At 53.3% G+C, this 20,376-nt stretch carries 17 protein-coding genes and 1 pseudogene; 14 read left to right on the top strand and 4 right to left on the bottom strand.

Features of this window, described 5'->3' with window-relative positions; genetic code table 11:
• Nucleotides 1-10 precede the first annotated feature (10 nt).
• Complete coding sequence (locus tag ABLX76_RS04500) at nucleotides 11-820, top strand: substrate-binding domain-containing protein (protein WP_072096615.1); 810 nt, start codon at nucleotides 11-13, stop codon at nucleotides 818-820.
• Here ABLX76_RS04500 and ABLX76_RS04495 read toward each other — a convergent pair.
• Nucleotides 795-1,694 (bottom strand): LysR family transcriptional regulator, encoded by a 900-nt coding sequence (locus ABLX76_RS04495; RefSeq protein ID WP_044523908.1) that lies wholly within the window; start codon nucleotides 1,692-1,694, stop codon nucleotides 795-797. The genes ABLX76_RS04500 and ABLX76_RS04495 overlap by 26 nt on opposite strands.
• 114 nt (nucleotides 1,695-1,808) lie before the next feature.
• On the bottom strand, nucleotides 1,809-2,291 hold the full coding sequence (locus ABLX76_RS04490; protein ID WP_004203243.1) for a cold shock domain-containing protein: 483 nt from the start codon (nucleotides 2,289-2,291) through the stop codon (nucleotides 1,809-1,811).
• Nucleotides 2,292-2,482: 191 nt separating this feature from the next.
• Between ABLX76_RS04490 and ABLX76_RS04485 the strand changes: the two genes are divergently transcribed.
• Nucleotides 2,483-3,181 (top strand): RluA family pseudouridine synthase, encoded by a 699-nt coding sequence (locus ABLX76_RS04485; protein ID WP_348874210.1) that lies wholly within the window; start codon nucleotides 2,483-2,485, stop codon nucleotides 3,179-3,181.
• Nucleotides 3,182-3,205: 24 nt separating this feature from the next.
• Here the strand turns inward: ABLX76_RS04485 and ABLX76_RS04480 are convergent, their stop codons facing one another.
• Both ABLX76_RS04480 and ABLX76_RS04475 read right to left on the bottom strand, forming a co-directional pair.
• Nucleotides 3,206-3,745, bottom strand: coding sequence for a DUF2058 domain-containing protein (locus ABLX76_RS04480; protein WP_348874082.1), 540 nt, complete (start codon nucleotides 3,743-3,745; stop codon nucleotides 3,206-3,208).
• Nucleotides 3,746-3,860: 115 nt separating this feature from the next.
• Nucleotides 3,861-4,190, bottom strand: coding sequence for a gamma-glutamylcyclotransferase family protein (locus ABLX76_RS04475; protein WP_023290172.1), 330 nt, complete (start codon nucleotides 4,188-4,190; stop codon nucleotides 3,861-3,863).
• 597 nt (nucleotides 4,191-4,787) lie between these two features.
• On the opposite strand from ABLX76_RS04475, the gene tssK reads away from it, so the two are divergent.
• The 12 genes and pseudogenes from tssK (at nucleotide 4,788) to ABLX76_RS04415 (ending at nucleotide 20,262) form a co-directional block, all read left to right on the top strand.
• On the top strand, nucleotides 4,788-6,128 hold the full coding sequence (gene tssK / locus ABLX76_RS04470; RefSeq protein ID WP_348874079.1) for a type VI secretion system baseplate subunit TssK: 1,341 nt from the start codon (nucleotides 4,788-4,790) through the stop codon (nucleotides 6,126-6,128).
• Complete coding sequence (gene tssL / locus ABLX76_RS04465; protein WP_289552120.1) at nucleotides 6,125-6,778, top strand: type VI secretion system protein TssL, short form; 654 nt, start codon at nucleotides 6,125-6,127, stop codon at nucleotides 6,776-6,778. The genes tssK and tssL overlap by 4 nt, the downstream gene beginning before the upstream one ends.
• Before the next feature lie 3 nt (nucleotides 6,779-6,781).
• A complete protein-coding gene (locus ABLX76_RS04460) occupies nucleotides 6,782-8,479 on the top strand; it encodes an OmpA family protein (protein WP_348874077.1) in 1,698 nt (565 codons plus the stop codon).
• Nucleotides 8,480-8,664: 185 nt separating this feature from the next.
• Nucleotides 8,665-8,788 (top strand): annotated as a pseudogene (locus tag ABLX76_RS04455) (hypothetical protein).
• A gap of 150 nt (nucleotides 8,789-8,938) precedes the next feature.
• The gene (vgrG, locus tag ABLX76_RS04450) at nucleotides 8,939-11,566 is read left to right on the top strand and encodes a type VI secretion system Vgr family protein (protein ID WP_086075646.1); all 2,628 of its coding nucleotides are present in this window, start codon (nucleotides 8,939-8,941) and stop codon (nucleotides 11,564-11,566) included.
• 2 nt (nucleotides 11,567-11,568) lie between these two features.
• Nucleotides 11,569-13,620: a peptidoglycan DD-metalloendopeptidase family protein gene (locus tag ABLX76_RS04445; RefSeq protein WP_348874075.1), complete on the top strand. Its 2,052-nt coding sequence runs from the start codon at nucleotides 11,569-11,571 to the stop codon at nucleotides 13,618-13,620.
• A 7-nt stretch (nucleotides 13,621-13,627) separates the two neighbouring features.
• The gene (locus tag ABLX76_RS04440) at nucleotides 13,628-14,491 is read left to right on the top strand and encodes a hypothetical protein (protein ID WP_223822573.1); all 864 of its coding nucleotides are present in this window, start codon (nucleotides 13,628-13,630) and stop codon (nucleotides 14,489-14,491) included.
• Between the two features lie 41 nt (nucleotides 14,492-14,532).
• The gene (locus ABLX76_RS04435) at nucleotides 14,533-14,703 is read left to right on the top strand and encodes a hypothetical protein (RefSeq protein ID WP_158240111.1); all 171 of its coding nucleotides are present in this window, start codon (nucleotides 14,533-14,535) and stop codon (nucleotides 14,701-14,703) included.
• 48 nt (nucleotides 14,704-14,751) lie between these two features.
• Complete coding sequence (locus ABLX76_RS04430) at nucleotides 14,752-15,342, top strand: hypothetical protein (RefSeq protein ID WP_142276980.1); 591 nt, start codon at nucleotides 14,752-14,754, stop codon at nucleotides 15,340-15,342.
• Between the two features lie 13 nt (nucleotides 15,343-15,355).
• The gene (locus ABLX76_RS04425; RefSeq protein WP_065881245.1) at nucleotides 15,356-15,613 is read left to right on the top strand and encodes a PAAR domain-containing protein; all 258 of its coding nucleotides are present in this window, start codon (nucleotides 15,356-15,358) and stop codon (nucleotides 15,611-15,613) included.
• A 4-nt stretch (nucleotides 15,614-15,617) separates the two neighbouring features.
• Nucleotides 15,618-16,841 carry a hypothetical protein gene (locus ABLX76_RS04420; protein WP_101992896.1) on the top strand — a complete coding sequence of 408 codons (1,224 nt, stop codon included), beginning with the start codon at nucleotides 15,618-15,620 and terminating at the stop codon, nucleotides 16,839-16,841.
• Nucleotide 16,842: 1 nt separating this feature from the next.
• Nucleotides 16,843-20,262, top strand: coding sequence for an ImcF-related family protein (locus ABLX76_RS04415; RefSeq protein ID WP_192870650.1), 3,420 nt, complete (start codon nucleotides 16,843-16,845; stop codon nucleotides 20,260-20,262).
• Nucleotides 20,263-20,376 lie beyond the last annotated feature (114 nt).

Raw genomic sequence — 20,376 nt, 5'->3', positions numbered from 1 at the left:
CAGGGAGATGATGATGCGTAAAACGACAGGAACCCTGCTGGCCACGCTGCTGCTAGCCGCCACCGGCGGCAGCGCGCTGTCCGCTGAGGTCACCGTGATGATCTCCGGCGGCTTCAAAGCGGCGCTGGAAAAGCTGGCCCCGGCATGGGAAAAACAAAGCGGTAACCACCTCGTGGTGATCCCCGGGCCGTCGATGGGGAAAACGCCGCAGGCGATCCCTAACCGCCTGGCACGGGGCGAACACGCGGACGTGGTGATTATGGTCGGCGACGCGCTGACCGGCCTCGAGAAAGCGGGCCGTACGCAACCGGATTCGCGCCGGGAGCTGGCCGACTCGCCCATCGGCGTGGTGGTAAAAGCGGGAGCGCCGCTGCCGGCTATCCGCAGCGCAGACCAGCTGCGGGCGGCGCTGCTGGCTGCGCCGTCGGTCGCGTACTCCGACAGCGCCAGCGGACGCTATGTCAGCTCGACGCTGTTCCACCGCCTGGGCATTGATGAGGCGATGCAGAGCAAAGCGCAGATGGTGGAGCGTATTCCGGTAGCCTCGGAAGTGGCGAAGGGACGGTATGCGATCGGTTTTCAGCAGGTGAGCGAACTGCTGCCGGTGCCCGGCGTGACCTTTGTCGGCGAACTGCCGGATAACCTGCAGTACATCACCCGCTTTGCCGGGGCTGTGACCGTCAGCGCCGACCACCCGCAGGAAGGAAAGGCGCTGCTGACGTATCTGGCCTCACCGGCGGCGCAGGAGACCATCCACGCCACCGGTATGCGAAGCGTAGCTGCCGCCGCGCCGGTCAGCCAGAAGGATACTGTTCAATAATCAGCTTCTCCAGCTCTGCCGCCACGTAGGACTGAATACGGCCGCTGAGGCGGATCAGGCCTACCGTACGGGTGACCACCGGGTCGGTAAGCGGTACGGCGCGGAGAACGGAATGCTCCCCAGCGGGCATCGACATCGCGGGCACGGCGGCAATGCCGATGCCCGCTTCCACCATCCCCAGCATCGTGGTGACGTGGCGGGTTTCGCAAATGCTTGGCCGCGCCGGCGTCAGATGCGCCAGCTCCCTGTCGAGCAGCGTCCGGTTGCCGGAGACCCGATCGAGGCCAATATAATCCTGTTCAAAGTATGCCTGCCAGCTGAGGTGCGTCCTGCTCGCCAGCGGATGGTCGTGCCGACAGGCGGCGACATAGCGGTCGTCGGCCAGCGGGGTGAATTCGATGCTGGCCGGCAGGTTTTTGGCAAAGCAGAGGCCAAAGTCAGCCTGTCCGCTGCTCACCGCCTCGATGACATTCCCGGCGCTGCTGTCGATTAGCCGGATACGCACCTGGGGAAAGCGCGCCTGAAAGCTGCGGATGATTTCCGGCATAAAGTAGTAGGCGGCGGAAGGTACCGTCGCCACTGTCACCAGCCCGGTACGCGCCTTGCTGACCTGGCTGATATCCGCCAGCACCGTCTCGACGTGGGCCAGCAGCTGCTCCGAACGTTCGGCAAAATTCTGTCCATACAGCGTAAGGGTCACGCGGCGGGTGGTGCGCTCGAACAGCCGGTTGCCTAACGCGGTTTCCAGCTTTTCGATGCGGCGGCTGAGGGCCGATTGTGACAGGCAAATGGATTCTGCGGCCAGCCGAAAGCTGCCATACTCCATCAGGGCGCGAAAGGCATAGAGATCGTTGAAGTCAAAATTTACGGGCATGGCGGCGGCATCCTTATCGGCTGTCTGGCGCCTCGCCCCGTCCGGTGAGGGGCGATGGCGACGAAAATCGGCTCGGCAGGTGACTGGGCGCGCGGCTGACCGCACGCCGGGTCGTCATACCTTGAGCAGTTTTACCGTGGCATCGATATCGATTTCGTCTTCCGAGAAGATCAGGGTTGTCCCCTGAAAGGTGGTGATCGCCAGCTTTTTCACCGAGCGCATCTCTCCCGGCTGCACCGTGGATTTTGGCCGGATGCTGTTCATCAGCAGCCCGACCGACAGCACCGCGTTTTCTTTATCCACACGGGTCTCGACCGGCTCTTCTTCCCGGTAAACCACATAGGACTTGATGGAGGTCAGCTTCAGCCGCTCGCCGGCGATATAGATATATTTGCTTTCCGGAATGACCTTCACCGCATAGGCCGACAGCCCTTTATTGTTGGTGGTAGGTTCAAAAGTCACCGCCGCGTCTTTCTTGATGAGATCGGGATTGGCGACCTTAATCACATGAAAATACCGGTTTTCGCCGTTTTCATCTTTGATAAATCCAAAACCTTTATCTTTAAACCACGTTGTGATTGTTCCGTTCATCGCCATTACCGTTCTTACTCGTTGGTTAACTCAAATTTTGCAGCGCGCAGTGTAAAGCACATTGCCTGCGCAGACCATGCCTTTGCGATAAGTGTGGGTGATAAATGACGCCGCCGCGAGGGCGGATCGTGCGCCAGCGTCGTACCGGCGGGCAAAATGGGGTACTATCGCCGGCCACTCCTTCTTCGGGCCGTCTGATGTCCACCATTATCGATACCTTTGTCGCTCCGCCGTGCCGCGAGCAGATAACCCTCCTGTATCAGGACGAACACCTGCTGCTGATCAATAAACCTGCCGGGCTGCTGAGCCTGTCAGGCAAAGATCCGCGCAACCTCGACTCCGTGCATCATCGACTGGTCCAGCGCTTTCCGGGCTGCACCCTGGTACACCGCCTTGATTTCGGCACTTCCGGTCTGATGGTGGTCGCCCGCAACAAGGTGATTAACGCCGCGCTGTGCCAGCAGTTCAGTCAGCGCACGGTGGGTAAGGTCTATACGGCGCTGCTGTGCGGCCATCTGCCGGAAGATGAAGGGATAGTGGAGGCGGCGATCGCCAAAGACCCGGCCCGTTTCCCGCGCATGTCGATCTGCGCCCGGCACGGCAAACCGGCGCGTTCGCGCTACCGGGTAATTGACCGTATGTACCAGACGCGGGAAGGGGAGAGGGCGCTGGCGCTGACGAGGGTGGCGCTCACCCCGGAGACCGGGCGCACCCATCAGCTGCGGATCCACTGTCAGCTGCTGGGCTATCCGATCCTTGGCTGCGATCTGTATGGCGGCCGGGAATTGCCGGGCACGGAACAGGCTCCGCGGCTGATGCTGCACGCCAGCGAACTGGGTTTTCGCCACCCCGTCAGTCGCGAGCCGATGCATATCCAGCAGGCAAGCTCGTTCTGATCGCCTGCCGCCGAAAGCCCGCGATCACCACATCAGGTCGTCGGGCACCTTAAAGTCGGCGTACGGATCGTCTTCATCCTGCTCATCCTGACTCAGGGCGCTGTGCAACACGATGCTGCTGGCATCGCGCTGGGCAATTTTCTCAGCCACAATCGCCGGAATAATTGCATATTCCCCTTCAGGTTTGTTATCCACCGCCAGGCGGGCAATCGCCAGGCGACCGTTAATCAGCTGGGTTTGGGTGGTCTTGTCGACCATGATTTTTTTGATCAGATTATTATCGGTAAAGTTAAAGCCGATATCGCCCCGAGCGACCGTAATGCGGTTCATCTCAATCAGCTGCTTGACCTGAGCTTTATACTCTTTCGCCAGCACCGCCTGCTTTTGCTGCTCGCTGAGCTGTTTATCGCGCTCCAGCTGGGCTTTTTTATTCTCTTCCACCGCTTCCCGGGCCTCACGGGCCTGCATGCGGGATTTTTTCGCCGTTCTCTGGACTTTGGCCATTTTTTTGCTGCTGACCAGGCCGGCTTTGAGCATCTGCTCTTGTAAGGTAAGTTTTGTCATTTGCGTATCTGAAGCTTAGGAAACATCTGGCAAGTATACCTGCATTGGCGGAAACGACGCCAGACCCGCGGACGTACTGGGCCGCTGTGCCCGGTAGCTCGAGACTGGCCGGGGATTACTCCCGGGGCTGGAGCTGATAAATCCAGGCGCTGACCTGCTGTCCATCGTCGGTGGTCACCTCCACCGACACCCGATCGTACCCCTCCTCAAAGTCGTCCAGCATGGGCCAGTGCGCCGCCAGCCGGTCGGACAGGAACAGATAGCCGTTGACCCGCGGGCCGTTGGCATCGAGGACGATCCCCGGAAAATCAGCAGCTGCGCCCCAGCCGCGCGCGTAAAAGGTACCGGTAACGTAGCCCGGACGCCACTCGCCCCCGATCGCCTCCAGAATATGCGCATTGCTGCGACCGGGACAGAGCGTCCCATAGACAAATAGCGGTTTCATTTTCTCTCTCTCGTTCGCCCTGATACCCGCCCCCAGCGGAGCGGAAAACCAAAATACGGGGTAATTCAGCGCCTGGCAATGGCCGGGTGGGGGGGCAGGCATCTCTCTGATGCCGGAGGAGATTCAGGCGCCGGCGCTGTCGGTGGCATATTTACTGCAGTGACAATTTAGTGTTGAGTTTTTTATTATTTGCAGGTGAATATAAATAATATTTAATAGCGAAATAATAAATGGACGGCTTATAGAATAAGCTGCGTGAATGGAATGAAGAGGAGTTATAAAACTTCCTTGGGTTGAATTCAGATATTATTTAGGGCCAGGCGTTACCTCCCCTGGCTATTTCACTTTAAGATAAACCTTCCTTGAACAAAAAATACCATCTGATTTCGAAATTCTCGCGGGCAGGGGAGATATTTCCTTTCCTTGAAGCGGCAGGCAATCAATCGAGCCGAACGACGTTCGGGAGAAAAACCGCTAGTGATGAACAGGCCAGAGCAAAGGCAGAGGCTGAGGCGAACGTACGGCGGATGAAGGATATCCGACCGGGCATTTGGTCCTGTCTGCAGATAGATGAAAGCGAAAGGCACAGGAGGTGCAATGAAGATTTTCCGCCCATTATGGCGCGACGGGGCTTTTCTGGTCCCGCAGCAGTTTCAGCAACAAGCCCGCTGGGACGCTCACGTCGCCGATACGGTCTCCCGCATGGCGCTCGCCCACCCGTGGGGGGTATTGCGCGCGGAGTTTGACGCCAGCGCGCTCACCCTTTCCCGGCTCAACGCCACCCGGCTGATCGTGCGTTTCGCCGACGGAACGCTGATAGACACCGAGCTGGCGGATACTCTGCCACCGGTCCGCGATGTATCGGGCGTGATGCTGGACAGCGTGGAGGTTGTGCTTGCTCTGCCGCTGCTCAGCGCCAGCGGCGGCAATCTTGATGACGGCCAGGAGAGCGCCCGCCCGCGCCGCTGGCGCGCCGAGCAGGTGACCGTGCAGGAGCTGGCCGGCCATGAACGCAGCGAGCTGGCCGTTCTGCGCCACGCGCTGACGCTGCGTCTCTCCACCGAGGAAAATGCGGCCTTCCTTACCTGCCCGGTAGCGCGTCTGGTGCGCGACGCCCAGGGGCAGTGGATCGTTGACCCGGAATTCATCCCGCCGCTGCTGTCGCTGGCGGCAAGCCCGACGCTGGTCAGCGAGCTGGGCGAGCTGTTACATCGCCTGCAGGCCCGACGCAGACGCCTGATGGCCATGCGTCGTGAAAGCAATGCGCGGATGGCTGATTTTGCCGTGGCGGATGTTTCCCTGTTCTGGCTGCTCAACGCACTGAACAGCGCCGAGCCGGTGCTCAGCGAGCTGCATCAGGACCCTTCGCGCCATCCGGAGCTGCTCTATCGTGAACTGGCCAGGCTGGCCGGCAGTCTGCTGACCTTCTCTCTTGAACATCATCTGGACGCGATCCCCCGCTACCGGCATGCCTCGCCGGAGCAGGTATTCCCACCGCTGTTTGCCCTGTTGGATACGCTGCTCGAAGTCAGCTTGCCCTCAAGGGTGATCGCCATCGCGCTGGAGCAGGGTGCTGACCGGGAGATCTGGCGGGGGAGGCTGCACGATGCACGGCTGCGCGAGGGGGCGGATTTTTATCTGTCGGTGCGTTCTTCACTTCCCCCTCATCAGCTTCAGAGCCGCTTTCCGCAGCTCTGTAAGGCGGGTAGCCATGATGATGTCGCCGAGGTCGTCAACATTGCCCTCAGCGGCATCGCGATCAAACCGCTGAGCCACGTGCCGGCGGCCATTCCGCTACGTCTGGAAAACCAATATTTCGCTCTGGATCTTTCCACGGATGCCGCCCGCGCGATGCTGGAGGCTGGCAACTGCACCTTCTATACCCCGGAATCGCTTGGCGACGTGAAACTTGAACTCTTTGCGGTACTGCGCTCATGAATATCTCTGAAAGCGATCTGATCAACAAAACCTTTTACCCGGGCTGGCTGATGGTCAGCCAGTTACGCTGCGGCCAGCCGGTGACCGATGGCGAGGCGCTCTATCGTCAGGCCTGTCGATGGGTGACCGAGGCGCGCGAGGCGCTGGCGGCGGCAGGAATCAGTGACACCAGCGCTGAGCAGATGCTCTATGCCTACTGCGCGCTGCTCGATGAGAGCGTCCTCAACCGCGCCAGTCAGGATGATGGCTACCGCAGGTGGCGCAAGGATCCGCTGCAGGCGCGTTTTTTTAGCACCCTCAACGCCGGGGAAGAGCTCTGGGAACGGATCCGCCAGCTGCTACGAGAGCCCGCGGCGGATGCGGCAGTGCTGACCTGCTTCTTTCGTACTTTGCAGCTGGGGTTTGTCGGAGAGTACCGCGCCCAGGATGACGAACGGCGTGAGGATGTAGCGCATGCGCTTGGCGCGCGGGTTCCGCCGTTCAGCCTGACCCAGGAGGCGCCGGTGGTGGTTCGTGCCTCCCGGCTGCGCAGCGGACGGCGGATGTACTGGTGCGGCTGGGCGGCTGGCATTGTGGCGCTGGCCGCGCTGTGGTTGACCTTCTCCTCCATGCTGTCACAGATGGTGGCGCAGATAGCAGGGCAGGGATAAGAGATGCGTGATAACGCCCGTCGTCTGCTTACGCTACTGACCGTCATCCTGGCCCTGTGGCTGGCGCTGGGCTTCTGGCCGCTGTCCATCGGCAACCAGGTGATCGTCAGTCTGTGCATCCTGCTGGTGGGCGGCGCGGCGCTCTGGCGTCAGCGTCGCCGGGCAGTCAGCCGTCAGCGATCGGAAATCGTCCTGCCGCCCGAGGATTTTCAGGGGGCAGTGGTTCTGGTCTGCGGGGATACCGACAGTCTGTTTCCCGGGCGTTCGGCGCACTGCGAAACCCGTCACGGCTGGTATCTACGGGGAGACAGCGCGGAGCAGTTGCCGCGGCTGGCGCAGTACCTGGCGGCGGCGCGTCCGGCGCTGGTATCGCAGGTTTCCGTGCTGCTGGCGGTGGTACCGGAGCACCACCCCTCCGGGGAGCACCTGGTGCAGTCGCTGTGCGACTGGCGGCGGAGTATTGTTCAGTGCCGAACCTGGTTAAACGGTCTGCCGCCGGTGTGGAGCGTGTTCTGGGTGACGCCGCCTGGCGGCCAGGCAGCGGAAAGCCGCTGGTTTACCGTCACGCCGGATCGGCCTGGTCTCCAGGTGCGGCAGAAGGGACAAGCGCCCCAGTCGATTGCCGACTGGCAGCGAGAGGGCAGCTCAGCCTCACGCCTGCATCATACGCTGTGGCTGGAGAGCATTCTGGCGTTGGCAGAAAACGTTCTTGTCCGGCCACTGAGCACTCGCCAGTCGGAACTTTCGCCGTTGGACCTGTGCGCCATGGGCATCTGCCTGACGCCGGTGACGGTGGTGGCAAATAACCTCTGGCAGCAGCAAATCGCCGGGATCACCACGCTCTCCCCGGGCAACGCCGCGGCGCCAGGTCCTCACCCGCTGCCGGATCTTCTTCTGTCGTCACTGCCGCACCGCCACGGGGTCAGCCGCCGGATGCGCGCTGCCGGTCTTGCCGCTGGCATGGGCTTCCTCTTTCTGGCGCTGGCGATGCTGGCTTCCTTTATCAACAACCAGCGCCTGGTGCGCAGCGTCGGCGATCATCTGGCTGTCTACCACCGCCTTAGCGGCGCGCCGCCGACGCCGAAGCTGCAGGCGCAGCAGCGTCTGCGTGCCGACAGCCGCCTGCTGGATGACTGGCTGCGCCGGGGAGAGCCGCTGCGTTACCGGCTGGGGTTGTATCAGGGATTGCGGCTGATCCCCTTCGTGGAAGCCGCGATCAATGACTGGGCGCCGCCCCCGCCGCCGCGTCCGGTCATTAAGCAGGTTGTGCAGGGGCCGCAGACGATCCGCCTCGATAGCATGGCGCTGTTCGATACCGGCAAATCGACGCTGAAACCGGGTTCGACAAAGCTGCTGGTGAACTCGCTGCTGGGCATTAAGGCGAAACCCGGCTGGCTGATCGTGGTGGCAGGCCATACCGACAGCATCGGCAACGATAGATCCAATCAACAGCTCTCTCTGAAGCGTGCCGAGGCGGTCCGCGACTGGATGCGCGATACCGGCGATGTGCCGGAGAGCTGTTTTGCGGTGCAGGGCTACGGCGCAAGTCGTCCTGTCGCCAGCAACGAGACGCCAGAGGGGCGGGCGCAAAATCGCCGGGTGGAGATCAGTCTGGTCCCGCAGAAGGCCGCCTGTCTGACGCCGGGCACGGCTAATACGTCAGGAGCCGGGGCTGACGCCTTAAAAAACGAAACCGAGTAACCCGCGAACCCGATCGCGGACGTTGAACAACAACATTATGCCTGCCTGACCCTGTGCGCTACGGGTTCCTGATAAACAGGAAACAGCGATGGGCGGTAGCGTGCCTGCAGCCAGTCAATCTTGTCGGCAAGTGAGGCCTCTGCGGGGATGAAGCGCAGGAAAGGGGATGGATAAAGGAGATCTGCATCGACAGCGCTAAGGACATTGCCAGAGAAATGCTGGCAGCGTTAAACGTTGAAGGTTCCGGTTTCTGTGTGCTTTTTTATTTCTCAGTAAGTGAAAATAAATATCCCTGGGGTTTCCTTTTAGTAATGAAGTTCCTGGTGGGGTATCTGATATATCGATATGCACTTAAATATATTTATGATGAATGAGATGATTATCATTAAACAAAATTAAACCGTATGGCCTGTTAATCGATGTTTGATGGTCATTACTGCGGAGTAAAACAGGAATATAATGGATACCTCTTCAATAATTACCGGCACCACCCTCAACCGTTACCAGCTGGATATTCCGTCATGTACTGCATCGCTGGATGTGGAAGAATTCAGCGGTGCAGAAAAACTCAGTGAAACGTATCTCTGGACAATTTATTTCACCAGCACGGATAAAAATATCGACGCCAGCCAGTTACTGAGCAAACCGGCGACGCTGACGATGGGCGGTGGCATATTACAGAGCCTGACCGAATGCAAACGGGTGCATGGCGTGGTCACGCATTTTGAGCGTATCAGTGGCTCTGCCGACCAGGCAGAGTACATGATAACCCTCGAACCCTTCCTCTCGCTGCTGGACAAACAGTTCCGCACCCATCGTTTCTTCGTCAATAAATCGGTGCCGGAAGTGGTGGAGCAGATATTGCAGGAACATCACCTGCATGACTGGGAGTATGAGTTTAATCTCAAGCAACACTATCCGCGGCGCGAGCAAATTAATCAGTATCAGGAGAGTGACCTGGCGTTTATCCAGCGCCTGCTGGCAGAGGTGGGGATATTTTATTTCTTCACCCTGCAGGAAGAGACCCAGAGCGAAGTGGTCCACTTCGCCGACGCGCAGCGGGCGCTGATGTTCGATAAGACACTGCCGGTTAACAGCCCGTCCGGGATGAGCGACAGCGGTGCGGAATCGATATGGGGTCTGAACATCACGCACGACGTCGTAGAGGCGAACGTCACTACCCGGGATTATAACCCCCGCGATGCGCAGAGCGTTCTCCAGTCGGCAACAGCGGATATGACCCGGGGAAATGGTGAAGGCATCACTTACGGAGAGGTATACCACTATAAGCTTCGCCACCGGGAGCGGGGCGATAAAATCGACCCGCAGGCGGAGACCGCCAACTTCTATGCCCGTCTCGACCATGAGCGTTTTCTCGCTCGCCAGACGCTGATTACCGCGAGCAGTACGGCAGCCTGGCTGGCGCCGGCCCAGGTGCTGACCCTCACCGACAGCCTGCCGTCGACCCTGCCTGCGCCCGTGCAGGATTCGCTGTTAATCACCGGCACCGGTTTTACCGCCAGCCGCCGGGAGGCGCTGCGGGTGACCCTGCTGGCGGTGCCCTACAGCGAAACATTGTGCTGGCGTCCGCCGCTGCTGCCTCGCCCGAAGGTGACTGGCACCATGACGGCGAGGGTGACCAGCGCGAAGGCGAATGATATCTACGCCTGGCAGGATGCGTCCGGCCTGTACCGGGTGAAATTTGACGCTGACAGAGATGATAAAGGGCAGGGTCAGGAAAGCATGCCGGTGCGTCTCGCCAAACCCTATGGCGGCGACGTGTACGGCTTTCACTTCCCGCTGGTCCAGGGCACGGAGGTGGCGATTGCTTTCCACGAAGGCGATCCTGACCGGCCGTACATTGCGCATGCGCTGCACGACTCGCGGCATGTTGACCCTGTGACGGAAAAGAACAGCACCCGCAATGTGATTCGTACTCCGGCTAATAATAAGCTGCGAATGGAGGATAAGCGCGGCGAGGAGCATATCAAGCTCAGCACCGATTACGGCGGCAAGACGCAGCTGAACCTGGGGCATAATGTGGATGCGCAGAGGGAATTGCGGGGGGAGGGGTTTGAGCTCCGGACCGATAAATGGGGGGCGATACGGGCTGGGAAAGGGATATTTATTACTGCGGACAGTCAGCCTGAAGCACAGGGGAAGACGTTGAATATGGCTGCGGCACATTCTTTACTAGCGCAAGCCCTTAGCCAAATGGAATCACTTTCACAGGCAGCATCAGCGGCAAAAGCACAGCTTCTGCAATATGAACAACAACAGGCATTGATGGAAGAGAAGCTACTTACATTAAAGCAGGCTGTATTGCTGGCAAGTGCACCCGAAGGTGTTGCTTTAGCCAGCGGTGGTCATTTTCAGACGACTGCAAGTGAAAATATCTATATGACGGCAGGGCAACGTATTGAATTGGGGGCAAATAATAATATTTGCCTGGCTGCATCTAAAAAAATATCAATTTTTACTGAGGATGAAGGAGTCGAGACGATTGCCGCAAAGGGAGATTTGGTGTCGCAGTCTCAGTCAGGAAATATTGAAACAATCGCTAAACAGAATATCTCTTTGGTCAGTACAACAGAAAATATTACTTTGACAGCAGCAAAAACTTTGACATTGGCTTGTGCTGGTGGTGCGTATGTTCGTCTGTCCGGGGGGAATATAGAGTTAGGTTGTCCTGGTGATATTATGATGAAACAAAGTAAGCTTCTCTATAGTGGTCCAGCGTCTTTGCAATCAAATATTCCAGAACTAGCCGATAGTGGCCCACACGCAATGAGTTTTATGTTGCTGGACGCTTTGGGTAATGCTGCACCATCTGTTATGAAAGTGAGTCTTTTCGATAGTGAGTCAAAAGAAAAAATATGGGACTCTGCTTTTAATGATGGAGAGTCGGGATGTTTTGAACAACCTGAAGGTAAAAATTTTCAGGCAATAATTGGCGATGACAAATGGACGAGTCTTTTTTCTTATGATGATGAACACGAAATTGAAGATGAGACTGATGATGATCTGGAACTTGGTGAGCATGGTCCGCAGTATGATGGTGAACTAAACGAACAAGATAAGGAATAGCTATGGAACAGTATACCGTTCAGAAGGGTGATAGTCTGTGGAAAATTAGTCGTAAATTTGGCATTGATATCAATGAACTTGCCAGTATTAATGGACTTCACACTAAAGCAGAGCGACATATTATCCAACCCGGACAGATATTAAATTTACCATCAAAAGATAAAGTCTATGATACTCAATTGACGTTGAGGATCTGCGATCTTGCCTGGCGTCCGCTCGAAAATGCAAAAGTCAGACTCACTTTCGATGGCAGGACGTATGAATACATAACCGATGGGACTGGTATTGTGGCAGGTCTGCTTATTGAAGATAGTACCAAAGGTATAAAGGTTGAATTACAACATTTGAATAAGAAAGAATATATTCTGATAGCCAACCATAAAAAATTACCGCTGGGAACGTTAAGTCTGCGGATATCGTCCAGGGAAATGATAATAAAAGGGAGTACCAGAGTTAAACAAGGTACCCAACAATCGAGCAAACAACAGGAAAAAGAAAAGGCGAAACAAAGAAATGACTCATCTGCATCCGGCCCATCAGAAGGTAGAACAACGGAAAGTCCGACGCCTTCTGTAAATCAAACCACCAGAACAGAAGGTGGTGCTCCCACCAGTGTGAGTAATATTGGTAATGTCAGTGAAGGGTTACGCCTTCCACCAAAGGCAGAGCAATATCGAGATTATATCATTGAAACGGCCAAAAAATATGATTTTCAGCCAGAGGGACTTGCTGCATTAATTTATGCGGAGTCAAGATGGAAAGCAAACGCGACCAATCCTACTGGTTCGGGGGCGGTAGGGTTAGGACAGTTTAAACCTGATACATGGTTACCCCTTTGTGCTGAACCTGAGTCTAAGGTTTATCAGTTTATAACAGAAAAATATTCTTACCAAAAACTGTTCTATACAAATGGAAAGCTTTTTGGAGAATCTGTTGATGGGACGGTAACAGAAATTGATAAAGATACTGTTTTATCTTTGCGGGTTAATGTAGAATACAGTATTGATATGATTGGCTTGTATGATAGACAGGGACTTGACAATATTTCTGGCGTGTTACTTGGTGTGTTATCATTAGAACCAGATGAAGTCGCGAAATTAGCTTATCTTATCCATCATAATGGTGAGAACGGAGCATATGACATTATTATGAATGGTGCTGGAACGGAGAATAAATATAGAGTTTATACGGATAAAACTTTAGAATCCAGACTTAAAAGTAATGTTAATGATGAGGATGTAGAGAGGTATCTTTCTATCGATGGAAAAGGTCGTACTGCATATGTGGCTTGGTTAATTTCTTATTACAGAGCTATTATTGTTCCAGATGATTATAGAGTGATACCAAAGGGAACAGATTATGATCTTAAAGAAATCATTAAAAAACTTAATCCTAATTTTGATTTGAATACCGAATTACCGGCACAAACATCGACTGCATCGACTGCATCGACTGCATCGACTGCATCGACTGCATCGACTGCATCGACTGTTGGTGTTGATTCAATGTCAGGATATTCTGACAAATGGCATAACCCTTTAGATATATGTAAAATTAGAACACACGGACTAAGTGGACCCAGAGCTGCGAGTTTTGGAAGTAATGTCAGGCATGTTCACGGAGTACCAAGGCCTCATCAAGGAGTGGATATTGAAGCTCTTCCTGGTACACCTATTTATGCAGTAGCTGATGGGCGTGTGGCTATGATTAGAGATAATGGTGATTATGGAAAACAGATTTGTATTATCATACAAATAGAGGATTTACCTGAAAATAAGATTTCCCTTTGCCAATATGATGGAAATCAGTTACAGGATGTTTATTTTTTTTATGCGCATCTGTCAGAGATTAACTCTGATATTTCTCATGACTCATCAGTGAAATGTGGGGATGTTCTGGGGAAAACAGGATGCACAGGGAATGCTGATGGCATGACTACAATTGAACTGGGTGCACATTTACATTTTGAAGCAAGAAGAATTGAAAGACCTGGGCGAGGGATCATTGACCGTATTGATCCTGTGCCATTTATTGATGGATTCAATTATCCTTAAGGAATTTATGATGACTAAATTAATTAAATTCTTGATATTCTGCTATATAATAATATCGCCATTAACTCAAGCAGAAACTATATCTTCTGGTCGCGTTGATGATCAGTCATGGCAAACTCGTCAAGAAGCTTTTGATCGAGAGCAACATGAAAATTATATAGAATTCAAAGTTAAACAAAATAATCTTCCTGATAATCAAAGATCAAAGCTATTAACAACCAATGAATATTGGTTGGTAAATAAAAAACAGGACTTATGGATTGGGATATTTGATGGGAAATATGTAAAAATACCCGCAGGTACTTATGTTAATATTCCTGGCGAAACGTTATTTCCAGAAAGCATAATTCGAATAAAAAGAGGTGGTAAAATATCTCAATTTTTATTACTAAATAGTAATGGTAAATATCCATCCGTTTGTGTCAATCGAAGAGATGGGATATTGTTTGATGCTCAGGATTATATGGTTTTTTATACTGGATGTGCCCGTGGTGATAAATTATACTCTAAAAAATTAGGCATTTTTTATAATATACTATTTTACAGTAAGACGTTTGATACAATATTGCAGCTTGATGAATTTCCTGATTCGGCATTGCAGGGAGATAGTATCAGCGTTTTCAAAAAATCGGTTGAAAAGGTTAGAGATTATTATATCGATTACAGTATTGAGTCAGCATTTAAGTTTACAGGTTCAGATCAGGTTATTGTTGTTGATAAAAAAACTGGAAAACCCCAGGAAAAGGTACCAGAAATAGATGATAACGGAAGTCCTGTCATGAAAAATGGAAAACCAGTTATGATTGATGATCCAGATGGATTCCAACCTGTCATTTTAAAAAGACTTCCTGAAGTCACTGTTGTTGATTAATATCTCTATTAATTATTTTGATTACCCATAGGGGATAAATCATGAAATATTTAGTTTTATTTTGTTTTTTGATATCAACACAAATTGTTCGTGCTAGCGATAAAAATGATGAGATATTCTCTTCCGAGAGTGATTTTGGAAGTCTATTAGATCTGGATGCAAATGAAAGATATCATGATCAATTTATTGATTTTAAAAAAAAGTCAAAATAACCTCACTGATAGTGAGAGAACAAAGATGTTTTTCAAAATCAATACTGGTTGATAAATAAAAAACAGGACTTATGGCTTGGCTTTTTTGATGGCAAAAAAGTTAAAATCTCCAAAGGTATTTATCCAGATATAAATATTGATTCATATCTGCCACAACAAATCATTAGGATTAAAAAGGGCGGTAAACTATCTCAGTTTATTATAAAAAGCACTGAGGTGAACAGCTATGAATATCCTTTACACTGCTATAATAAATTTGATGCTGTATTACTTGATAAACCTGATTATCTGCTATTTTATTCAGGGTGTACAAATATCAGTCCGGGAAAGGATGGACGTCGAGGTACCTCATATAACATCCTGTTTTATAGTAAAACATTTGATACGTTAGTTTCTATAAATGAATTTACTTCCTCTGCAATAATTGATAATAAGTTGCATGCTGCTTTCCTCAAAAGTAAAGAAGATTATTTTGTTTATGAAAAAAACAATATTGCATTTAGAATCAATGGAAAGGATAAAGTAGAAGATGTGAATCCCGATACAGGATTGCCATTAAATAGGGATGATAGTTCTGAGGATGCTGATGGTGTTCTGGTGTTACCGCTTGAAAGACTTCCTGAGATAAACAATAAATAAAAATGGTTATGATATGAAAAAAACTATCTGTGTAGGTGACAAAACATCTCATGGTGGATCTGTTTTAACGGGCTCACCTCAGATCACCATTGATGGCAAATCTGTGGCACGTAAATCTGATCTTGTCTCCTGTCCGACACATGGTTTGAATAATATAAGTGAAGGGGATGAAAACCATTGCGATAATGGATTAGCTATTGCATTAGAGGGACATCGCTGTGCGTGTGGTGCTATTCTTATCTCTTCTGGTTCGCGTGTTTTAAAGGAATAGAATTATGCCAGTAAATATCTTTGATATTCCATCAGCAGAAAAAGCAGCTCAAAAAAAATTGCCATTATGGATTGATGCCGTAATTTCTGTTTGCATAGTGGTGGTATATATATATGTTTTTTTAGTTTATTTCCCTCAGTATTTATCAAAAAATAGCTTCGCTTTTTGGACTGAATTATTGCTGGTACCACTACTTTTTTGTGGAGCTGTATTTTTTTTCAGAATTATACTTTGGGATAATGAGGATATTGAGGTAACCAACTGGAATGAAACTCGCTCCACTTATTATCAGGAGTTGCTTCAAAAAGGAAGGGTTAATCTTGATATTATTGAGTTACAGGTCAGATTACCTGATTTAAACGGGAAAGTGGTTGATGTGGCAGGCAATTCTTTGTTGCCCGTTCGTTACACACCAAAATCCACACATATGTCCAGGTACCTTACTTTTAATTCGTCAGTAAATGAATTAAAAAGCGGTAGTCAAATACAGCAAAGAAACGTTCATTTATTTAATGAAATCATGGGGGAGTTCATTAATGATATTCATATGCATATAACTATTTTACCTAAGCATGCCAGAATAAAGGTAGTGTGTGTTCTTCATGATAATTTAAAATCTTTGATGGAAAAAATTTGGCAAGTTCGGTTTGAGAATGTATTTCCGTTAGCGAATGTTGAGTTTAGCAATAATCTATCAGAATCTATTGATAGCTGGTTAGACAGATCTTCTGATGAATATATTATTCTCATCGCTGCCAGTTTTCATGGTGTGGAATTATTTTATGATAAAATTGATAATAAATCTGAATCTGTAATGTTTTTATTTGGAAAATTAAAAAATGATGACGAAGGTGGCAACAACTCATCTTTAGGATCTCTTTTTCGTCCAGAATACGACTGGCCGGGGATAGATAAGTCACTAATTTGGGGTGGTGCTAATGATGGGGAGAAATTATCCGGTGTTGTATATTCCGGGTTGAATGAAGAAGAGCTAAAAAAGCTGGTGTTAAAAACCACAGACTATATGTCTGAAAGTGCACTTTCGTCGTATACCTACGTTGATTCAGGCAACTATGTATGTTTATGCCCGCCGCTTACCGAATTTTTACAATTGAATTATGTAAATGAATATCTTCTTCCTGGAAAATATTTGTTTGTAAATAAAAATGATGACCTCTTAATCTCTCATTTCTTTAATTCGGCTGCCAGTGGTAAAGGTGTGCTATAGCATGAAAAGTTTCATTATCAAATTTTCTGGCATTTTTTTTGTTGCTATTGTTACGGCTATTTTACTTCTGATTTATTACTTATGGGGGCCATCTTTAGGATGGACAGCACCAGCAGAAAAATTTGGCATACTCTGTACTATTTTTTCTGTTCCGGTTTTCCTCTCTTTATTGCTTGTAAGTCGGCGCTCACTTGTTGTGTTTGCATCAAGACTGCGTTTTTTTCGTCAGTTAAATGATAAACAGGGCGCTCGATCAAACAATAGCGTTCATTTAAAACAGGTGGCAGTAAATAAGAAATTAATAACCGAATTACAACAAGCCCTGCGACACATTTACGGTAATTTCTGGCCCCGCAAACTCCGCATCCTGCTGATTACCGGCAGCATCGCCGACGTCGAACAGCTGACCCCAAAACTCACCCAGGAACTCTGGCAGGAAGACCGGGGGACATTGCTGCTGTGGGGCGGCGACCCGGCGGCACCGGTGGACGCCGCCTGGTTCGCCGCGCTGCGAAAGCTGCGCCGTCGCCCGGCGGACGGTATGGTGTGGGTGACCTCCGCTTTTGACTCTGTTCCCGGTGCGGATGGCGATATGCCCGCCGCATCACTCACTTCTGATGCGACGGATGCGCTGGCCCATGCCCTGAGCGGTCGTTATGAGGCCCTGGGCTGGCGGCTGCCGCTGTATGTCTGGTCGCTGCACGGGCGTGGCGGGGAACAGGCTGGCCGGACAACCCAGCCGGTGGGCTGCCTGCTGTCAGCGGGATGTGCGCCTGACGCGCTGGCCCGCCAGCTGAACGGGCTGATACCGGCGCTCACCGCGCAGGGCATTCAGCAGATTTGCGACAGACCGCAGCATCATTTTCTGCTCACCCTGGCCGACCAACTGACCCGCGGGCCGGAAAGCCTGACCGGTCCCCTGTCCGTGCTGCTTAATCCGTACCGTCCGCTGCCGCTGGCGGGGGTGGTGTTCAGCGCCCCCTCTGCCGGGGCGCAGCGCAGCGTTGCCCACCACTGGAGCCGGGATAACCGCTGGGACGCCATCCCGGAATCCCCGCTGGCGTTACCGGCAGGCCTGCGTGCGCGTAAACCGGGCGTCAGCGGGGCGCAGATGGCGGGCGTGAGCATTGCGGTGCTGATGGCGCTGTGGGCCGCCTCAATGACCGTCTCCTTTATCACTAACCGCAGCCAGGTGGCGCAGGCGCAGCAGCAGGTTCAGCCGCTTTCAGCGGAGAAACAGCCGCTGACGGTCCGTCTGCATGCCCTGTCTGAACTGCAGAAAACCCTTGCCCGGCTGGAATACCGGTCACAGCACGGAGCACCCTGGTACCTCCGCGCTGGCCTCAGCCAGAATGATGACCTGCTGGCGGCGCTTCTGCCGCGCTATGGCGAAAGCGCCTTACCGCTGCTGCGTGATGCGACGGCGCGCCATCTGGAAGGGCAACTGAACGCCTTTGTGCAGCTTCCGCCGGACAGTCCGCTTCGCGAGAAGAGGGCAAAAACGGCTTACGACCAGTTAAAACTGTACCTGATGCTCTCGCGCCCTGAGAGGATGGACGCGTCCTGGTTTGCCACCACGCTGATGCAGGACTGGTCGCAGCGCTCAGGCATCGCCGACGCCGTCTGGCAGGGCAGCGGCCCTTCGCTACTGGCATTTTACGCTGCCAGCCTGGCGTCGCATCCGCAGTGGCGTCTGCCTGTCGATGACGGTCTGGTCAGCCAGGCGCGCACACGGTTAATTCGCCAACTGGGCCAGCGCAACAGTGAGTCCACGCTTTATCAGAAGATGCTCGCGCAGGTGGCGAATCAGTATGCGGACTTGCACCTGGCGGACATGACCGGCGACACCGACGCGTCGCGCCTGTTCACCACCGATGAGGTGGTGCCGGGGATGTTTACCCGTCAGGCCTGGGAGCAGGCCGTACAGCCGGCCATTGAGAAAGTGGTCGAGGAACGCCGCGATGAAATGGACTGGGTGCTGAGCGACGCGAAGCAGCCTGCCGCGCAGTCGGCGTCGCCGGAAGCTTTGCGAGTCCGGCTGGCGGAGCGTTATTTCGCTGATTTCAGCGGCGCCTGGCTGGATTTTCTCAACAGCTTACGCTGGCAGCGCGTGGAGACCCTCTCCGATGCCATCGACCAGCTGACCCTGATGGCCGATGTGCGCCAGTCGCCGCTGGTGGCGCTGATGAACACCCTGAGCATGCAGGGGCGAACCGGCCAGACCGGGGAAGCTATTGCCGATTCGCTTGTCAAATCAGCGAAAAATCTGTTTAACCGCGACGGGCAGTCCGCCATCGACCAGCAGGGTGGCGTGCGCGGTCCTCTGGATGCCACCTTCGGGCCCGTACTGGCGCTGCTGGACAATCGCGACGGCGGGGCGTCCACCAGCCGTCTTAGCCTGCAGACCTTCCTGACCCGCGTCACCCAGGTGCGTCTGCGCCTGCAGCAGGTCACCAACGCCACCGACCCGCAGGCGATGACGCGCCTGCTTGCGCAGACGGTGTTCCAGGGCAAGGCTGTGGATCTAACCGAAACGCGCGACTACGGCAGCCTGGTGGCGGCGGGACTGGGCCAGCAGTGGAGTGGTTTTGGGCAGACGCTGTTTGTTCGCCCGATGGAGCAGGCCTGGCAGCAGGTGCTGACCCCGGCGGCGGAAAGTCTCAACGCCCAGTGGCGCAGCGCGGTGGTGGAGGACTGGAATAGCGCTTTTGGCGGTCGCTACCCCTTTAAAAATACCAGCAGTGAAGTTTCACTGCCGCTGCTGGCAAAATATCTCAATAGCGAGACCGGACGCATCGCCCGCTTTCTGCAGACCCGGCTGAACGGCGTGCTGCATAAAGAGGGGAGCCGCTGGATGGCGGACAGTATCAATGCCCAGGGGCTGACGTTTAACCCGGCCTTTCTGCAGGCGATGAATACCCTGAGCCATCTCTCCGACGTCGCGTTCGCCAACGGCGAAGCGGGATTGCATTTTGCGCTACGCCCCGGCACCGCGGATGGCGTGATGCAGACGGAGCTGGTCATCGACAGCCAGAAACTTGTCTACATGAACCAGATGCCGGCCTGGCGGCGGTTCAGCTGGCCCGCCGATACCGAAGCGCCGGGCGCCAGTCTGAGCTGGATCAGCACCCGGGCGGGCACCCGCCAGTATGCAGATCTTCAGGGGGCCTGGGGCTGGATCCGCCTGCTGGATAAGGCGGTGGTCAGCGCTTACCCCGGAACGAGCAGCAGCTGGAGCCTGAGCTGGAAAGCGCCGGATGGTCTGTCGCTGAACTACACCCTGCGCACCGAGTCGGGGGAAGGACCGCTGGCGCTGCTGGCCCTGCGAAACTTTACGCTACCGGAGACGATATTCAGCGTGCGCGCGCCTGCTGAGCGTGTTCCGCTGACCGACGATATACCCGGCGAAGAGGGATACTGAAACCGCCTCCCTCACTGATTGGCGTTGACCTGCGACGCCGGGCCTCCTCTGCTCATGGCCGCCCGGCGGCCAACTAATCTGCCCGCGCAGCCATGCTGCGTGTCTCCCTGAAGA

Origin of the sequence: Klebsiella sp. JB_Kp004 (assembly GCF_040065795.1) — a bacterium.
Taxonomy (GTDB): domain Bacteria; phylum Pseudomonadota; class Gammaproteobacteria; order Enterobacterales; family Enterobacteriaceae; genus Klebsiella; species Klebsiella quasipneumoniae.
This window is presented reverse-complemented; position numbering and strand designations above follow the sequence as displayed.

Coding starts and splice junctions, on each gene's coding strand:
- ABLX76_RS04420 (WP_101992896.1), top strand. CDS start 15,618: ATGCCAGTAAATATCTTTGATATTCCATCAGCAGAAAAAGCAGCTCAA.
- ABLX76_RS04415 (WP_192870650.1), top strand. CDS start 16,843: ATGAAAAGTTTCATTATCAAATTTTCTGGCATTTTTTTTGTTGCTATT.
- ABLX76_RS04490 (WP_004203243.1), bottom strand. CDS start 2,291: ATGGCGATGAACGGAACAATCACAACGTGGTTTAAAGATAAAGGTTTT.
- ABLX76_RS04495 (WP_044523908.1), bottom strand. CDS start 1,694: ATGCCCGTAAATTTTGACTTCAACGATCTCTATGCCTTTCGCGCCCTG.
- ABLX76_RS04445 (WP_348874075.1), top strand. CDS start 11,569: ATGGAACAGTATACCGTTCAGAAGGGTGATAGTCTGTGGAAAATTAGT.
- ABLX76_RS04500 (WP_072096615.1), top strand. CDS start 11: ATGATGCGTAAAACGACAGGAACCCTGCTGGCCACGCTGCTGCTAGCC.
- ABLX76_RS04435 (WP_158240111.1), top strand. CDS start 14,533: ATGAAATATTTAGTTTTATTTTGTTTTTTGATATCAACACAAATTGTT.
- vgrG (WP_086075646.1), top strand. CDS start 8,939: ATGGATACCTCTTCAATAATTACCGGCACCACCCTCAACCGTTACCAG.
- ABLX76_RS04425 (WP_065881245.1), top strand. CDS start 15,356: ATGAAAAAAACTATCTGTGTAGGTGACAAAACATCTCATGGTGGATCT.
- ABLX76_RS04460 (WP_348874077.1), top strand. CDS start 6,782: ATGCGTGATAACGCCCGTCGTCTGCTTACGCTACTGACCGTCATCCTG.
- ABLX76_RS04475 (WP_023290172.1), bottom strand. CDS start 4,190: ATGAAACCGCTATTTGTCTATGGGACGCTCTGTCCCGGTCGCAGCAAT.
- ABLX76_RS04485 (WP_348874210.1), top strand. CDS start 2,483: ATGTCCACCATTATCGATACCTTTGTCGCTCCGCCGTGCCGCGAGCAG.
- tssK (WP_348874079.1), top strand. CDS start 4,788: ATGAAGATTTTCCGCCCATTATGGCGCGACGGGGCTTTTCTGGTCCCG.
- ABLX76_RS04480 (WP_348874082.1), bottom strand. CDS start 3,745: ATGACAAAACTTACCTTACAAGAGCAGATGCTCAAAGCCGGCCTGGTC.
- ABLX76_RS04440 (WP_223822573.1), top strand. CDS start 13,628: ATGATGACTAAATTAATTAAATTCTTGATATTCTGCTATATAATAATA.
- tssL (WP_289552120.1), top strand. CDS start 6,125: ATGAATATCTCTGAAAGCGATCTGATCAACAAAACCTTTTACCCGGGC.